Origin of the sequence: Paracoccus sp. MC1854, assembly GCF_014164635.1 — a bacterium.
Taxonomy (GTDB): Bacteria; Pseudomonadota; Alphaproteobacteria; order Rhodobacterales; family Rhodobacteraceae; genus Paracoccus.
In genome coordinates this window covers 1-4807 of sequence record NZ_JACJFU010000077.1, presented here as the reverse complement: position 1 = coordinate 4807, position 4807 = coordinate 1, and the positions used below count along the sequence as shown (strand labels likewise).

The window sequence follows — 4807 nt, the reverse complement described above, 5'->3', positions numbered from 1 at the left end:
ACAGACGCAAAATGCCCGCTGCGGTGGGCGTGCGCCTCCGGTCGGGGCTACGCCCTCCTCCGTCACATGCCCACCGCGGCGTCTCATCCAGGTTGACGCGGAATCTCATCCTGTTTGTCGCGCAGCACGGACCCAGGCGCGGACATCCTCGATATGGCGGAAGTGGAAGCCGTCGAGCTGTATCTTGTCGTCTTTGGACAGGTCCAGGATCGTGTCATTGCCCATCCCGTCGCGAATGACGAAGGTATCGACACCGCTGCCGCCGAACAGCACGTCATTGCCGCGGCCTCCGTCGAGCTCGTTGTACTGGGCGTTGATGCCGCCCAGGTAATTGTTGCGATCGTTTCCGGTCAGCCAGCGTGACCAGTCGCCACCGAGCTTCGCCTTTACCTCGCCAGGCGCCAGGGTGCTCTTGTAGTCCCACTTGATGGTGGCACCAGCGGCACCAAGATCGGCGAAGTCGAAGCTGTCGGACTTCCAGGACTGCGGCAGCACCTTGACCGCGTGGTCAAGCGGGCGCTCGTAGACGCGGACGTAGTCGATCCGCATGTCGGTGACCAGCGTGCCCTGACCTTCGGCTGTATGCTTGCCGCTGGCGTTGCCATGGCAGTGGTGCGCAGGACATTGCTGTCCTTCGACAGCACCTCGAAGAGGTCAAGTTCAGGCGGCCAGCTGCCGTCAATGGGCAGAAGCCACCACGCGGGACACAAGCCGCTGCCTTCCGGCATCTCCGCGCGCATCTAGAAGTAGCCATACTGGACCGAGAAGCTCTGCTCCGAGGTGAGGGCGCCCGAAAGACAGGGCTTGTTACTCACCTGGGACAGTAATTCGTCAGGCGTCTCGCTGACCGTGACTGACAGGACGCCATCACGGATCTTGAACGGATTCAGGCCAAGGTTCTTGAACGCAGGATCGACATAGAGCTGCTTCTCACCATTCGAGTCCAGGGTCCGGTCGTCCCAGTAGTACTCCGGCCGCCAGGTTCCCTCCGGGTTGGTGGGAGATCGCAGATCGAGGCTATCGAACTCGTCGCCGAACAGCAGCTTCATGCCGGCAGCCTTGGGCGCGAAGTCGGCCACGTTTGCCTCGGTCAAAGCGGACAGCCTGGTGTTTTCCAGCGTCAGGTTCTGCCCTCCGCCCAGATCGATCACCGCGCTGGTTCCGGACTGGCGGGCCGCATCCATAACATCCGCGAAGCTGCCAAAGCCGAAGCCGTTAAGCCGCAGCAGGTCCCCGCTTGCTCCGACAGTGAAGTCGGTGATCACGTCATTGCCTTCGCCTGCATCGATGGTGAAGCGGTCCCGGCCCGCGCCGCCGGTCAGGGTATCGTTACCCCCTTCGCCGTTCAGGGACTGGCTGCTAGCGTCGCCGCCGGTGATGCGGTTCGCGCCGGCGTTGCCGCGGGCGTAAAGCTGACCCGTCGTATTGGAGACCATGAGGTTCTCGACGTTGGCCTTGAGCGTCCAGTTCGTCCAAGCCATGACAATGTCGGTGCCCCCGCCCGCATGTTCGACGATGCGCGTGGACGGATCGTTCACATAGCAGGTGTCATCGCCCGTGCCGCCGGAAAGCTGCTGAACGGCACCGGCGGTCGGCTGCATCCAGTCCTTGCCCGAGGTGCCGCAGAGAATTAGCGCTGCTCTGCCCAAGGCGATGCTTTGGGGAGCCAGGTTCACAAGGAGAACATTCTTCAGCGTCACATTCTCCGAGCCCCCGAGCCCCCGAGCCACAGCACGACATCGGTGCCCTTCTGCACTCCGTTGGCCAACGCCCCAGCCGCGGAAAGAAAGCCGTAGCTTCCGACTTTCAGGACGTCGCCCTCCGCAGGATTGAAGTCCAGGATGGTGTCGGATCCGTTCGCCCGGCTGATTACGAAGATATCGGACCATGCACCGCCGGACAGGGTGTCGTTCCCGGCCAATCCGTCGATGAGGTCACTGCCGCTGCCCCCTGCGAGACGGTCATGGCCCGTGGTCCCCATGATTGTCTTTGCGCCGGGCGGTGCAGGTGTGGCGATCGGTGAAGTCGGGGTCGGTGCGGCAGGCGCTGTGTGCCGGGAAGTCGGCGGCGGTGTCACTGCTGCGGGCGATCCGCTCACGTTTTCCAGCACGATGTCCGCATTCTTCAGTGCGGCCAGTTTGACATTGCTCAGTGTCAGTCGCTCGCCCGCGCCCAGTTCGATGATCACATCGGCCCCGCTCTGCTTGGCTTGCCCGAGGAAAGCTGCCTTGTTCGCGAACCGGAAGCCGTCGAGGATCAGGCGGTCGCCGAAAAAATCCGTGATGCTGTCCGAGCCTCCGCCCAAGCGGACACGGAAGATGTCCTTCCCCTCGCCGCCGGTCAGGGTATCGTCTCCCCGTCCTCCGTTGATGACCTGGGCACCGGCCTGTCCAGTGAAGATTATGCCGATATCGGCATAATCTTCATAATGCCGTGATTTGGATTATGCCGAACGGAGCCATAGTACAGCGGCAATCCCTATGGGATTGCCACTTAAGTTCGGCATAATCCTTGAGGTTCGAGCAGCGTGGACCTCTATCCCTCTCAGTAGCTGAAGTCTCCGGCAAGCCCGGCCCGGTTCCGTCGCACTAATATACCCGCACCAAGATCAACCAGCAAAAAGCCAAAAGCTGGTTCTGCAACGCAGAAATATCCCTGTCGCCTGATGACAGACACCGTTCTAGTGGTAGGGCGTCCCTTCCGGTCAGGCTCTAGTCCCCCGCTGCCGCGGCCTTGCGCCGGTCAGTAGATCGCATAGACCTTACGAACGGTTTCCAGCACGTCCCAACGGCCGGACCAGCCAGGGGGCAGGATCACCAGATCGCTGCCGGTAATCTCGACAACATCACCAGTCGCATCGTCGGTCAGCCGGGCGCGGCCCGAGATGATGTAGGTGAATTCCGTATCGGGACGGTTCACCACCGGCCAGCCTCCGGGCTGGCATTCCCAGATGCCCAAATTGCCGCTGGCGTCAGGGGCAAGCGCCTGCATGCCCAGTTGCGGATCTCCGCTGTCGGCACCGGCGCGCTGACCGGCGGGGGCAAGCGCGGCCGAGCGGATCGCGGCGTCCTTGACGATGACCATCGATGTCATGGGATCCTCCTGTTCTTTCCGGAATCGTCAGTGAGCGCCCGTCAGCGCTTCAAGCATATGCGCCACATGCGACGGGCGTCGGGTCACGCGCTCCTCGGCATCGCCGAGGGTGGCGGCGGTCAGGCCGCAGTTCACGCCGAACCAGCGCAGCGGCTCGCGTTCCCACAGGGGCGAGCGGTGGTTGACCAGCGGCAGGCGGTTGATCGCCTCATCCCGCTTCAAGATCAGGTTGCGCAGCAGCCGACCGGCGAGATTGCTGGTGGCCACCCCGTCGCCGACATAGTTCCCCGCCCAAGCCATGCCTGTGGCCTCGTCCAGCCCGACCGAAGGGCAGCAGTCGCGCGCTACGCCCAGTGGGCCGCCCCAGCGATGCGTGATCCGCGTCCCCTGCAACGACGGGAAGAACTCCAGCATCGCCTGATGGATTTTTGCGTGGACCGTATCTACCAGATCGTTCCGCGCCGGAATCTTCGATCCCAGATGGTAGGGCGCGCCGCGGCCGCCGAACACCATTCGCCCGTCCGTGGTGATCTGTGCATAGACGCGCAGATGGCGCATGTCGTTGAAGGCGCGACGATGGTTGAGGTTCAGCGCGTCCCGCACATCCTGCCCGAGCGGTTCGGTTGCCAGCACCAGCGAATAGAGGGGGATGACGGAACGGCGATGACCGGGCTGCTGGCAGGAAAACGCCTCGGTCGCCCGCACGACAATCGGTGCGGTCAGTCGACCACGCGGGGTGACCACGCAATTCGGTCGGATCTCGGTCGCGGGCGTGCGCTCATGGATGATCGCGCCCATGGCCTCGACCTTGCGGGCCAGACCGCGCACCAGCTTTCCGGGATGGACCAGCGCACAATGGTCCGTGAACAGACCGCCCATCACCCCCTCGGCACCGACCATGTCGCGGGCCTCAGCCGAGTCGAGAGCGCGCCACTGATAGGGCAGGCCGAAGTCAGACGACGCCCTGACGCTGGCCTGCGCTCGTGCCACCTGCGCGGAGGTCCGCGCCAGCGAGACGAAGCCCTGCCTGGCGTAATCCGCCTGGATGTCTTCCGCGCTCAGAACCCGGCCGATCTCATCCACGGTGTCATTCATGGCCGCTTGCAGCTGCAAGGCGTCTGCATGGCTGGAAATCTTGCTGACCTGCTTCAGCGAGATCGGAAAGATCGCCGAGGCCCAACCGCCGTTGCGCCCCGACGCGCCGAAGCCGACATGCTCGCGCTCGACGATCACGACGCGCAGCGAGGGCTGTTCCTTCAGCAGGTAATAGGCCGTCCACAGGCCGGTATAGCCTGCGCCAACGATGGCGACATCTGCCTGGGTGTCAGTCTCCAAGGCCGACCGTGCCGGTGTCGCTTCGAACCACAACGGCGTGCTGGGCAGCTTGGACAGAAATTCCTTGGCGTTCATGGTTCCTCCCCCGAATGCTCGGAGACGTAAATATCCCATTGCCCGCCATGCGGACCATCGCATTGTTGCACAGGCTGTTGCTGACACTTCATACATTCGTCTAAGAGCATCTAACAAAACCTTCTGATCTGGTTGAGGCAGATGAGGGCGCAGCCGAGGATTACGAAGGCCTCGTGGATGTCGGCGCGTCGCTCATAGCGGATAGTCAGACGGCGGAAGCGGTTGAGCCAGGCAAGCGTTCGTTCGACGACCCAGCGGTGGCAGCCCAACCTCTCGCTGCTGTCCACTGTCCGCCGAGCAATGC

The 4807-nt window shown here is 63.2% G+C and carries 6 protein-coding genes and 1 pseudogene; all 7 read right to left on the bottom strand.

What is annotated here, in order from left to right:
* Positions 1–105: 105 nt before the first annotated feature.
* Positions 106–549: a hypothetical protein gene (locus H5395_RS17745; RefSeq protein WP_182793845.1), complete on the bottom strand. Its 444-nt coding sequence runs from the start codon at positions 547–549 to the stop codon at positions 106–108.
* A 191-nt stretch (positions 550–740) separates the two neighbouring features.
* Positions 741–1601, bottom strand: coding sequence for a calcium-binding protein (locus H5395_RS17740; RefSeq protein WP_182793844.1), 861 nt, complete (start codon positions 1599–1601; stop codon positions 741–743).
* Positions 1602–1696: 95 nt separating this feature from the next.
* Complete coding sequence (locus H5395_RS17735) at positions 1697–2305, bottom strand: hypothetical protein (protein WP_182793843.1); 609 nt, start codon at positions 2303–2305, stop codon at positions 1697–1699.
* Positions 2306–2323: 18 nt separating this feature from the next.
* Positions 2324–2401: pseudogene (locus H5395_RS19655) on the bottom strand (hypothetical protein); the annotation flags it as partial.
* A gap of 341 nt (positions 2402–2742) precedes the next feature.
* Positions 2743–3093 carry a cupin domain-containing protein gene (locus H5395_RS17725; RefSeq protein WP_182793842.1) on the bottom strand — a complete coding sequence of 117 codons (351 nt, stop codon included), beginning with the start codon at positions 3091–3093 and terminating at the stop codon, positions 2743–2745.
* A gap of 27 nt (positions 3094–3120) precedes the next feature.
* On the bottom strand, positions 3121–4503 hold the full coding sequence (locus tag H5395_RS17720; protein ID WP_182793841.1) for an FAD-binding oxidoreductase: 1383 nt from the start codon (positions 4501–4503) through the stop codon (positions 3121–3123).
* A gap of 110 nt (positions 4504–4613) precedes the next feature.
* Positions 4614–4807: transposase (locus H5395_RS17715; RefSeq protein ID WP_182791347.1), on the bottom strand; the 194-nt coding region annotated here is incomplete at its 5' end.

Coding starts and splice junctions, on each gene's coding strand:
- H5395_RS17740 (WP_182793844.1), bottom strand. CDS start 1,601: ATGCAGCCGACCGCCGGTGCCGTTCAGCAGCTTTCCGGCGGCACGGGC.
- H5395_RS17725 (WP_182793842.1), bottom strand. CDS start 3,093: ATGACATCGATGGTCATCGTCAAGGACGCCGCGATCCGCTCGGCCGCG.
- H5395_RS17720 (WP_182793841.1), bottom strand. CDS start 4,503: ATGAACGCCAAGGAATTTCTGTCCAAGCTGCCCAGCACGCCGTTGTGG.
- H5395_RS17745 (WP_182793845.1), bottom strand. CDS start 549: ATGCGGATCGACTACGTCCGCGTCTACGAGCGCCCGCTTGACCACGCG.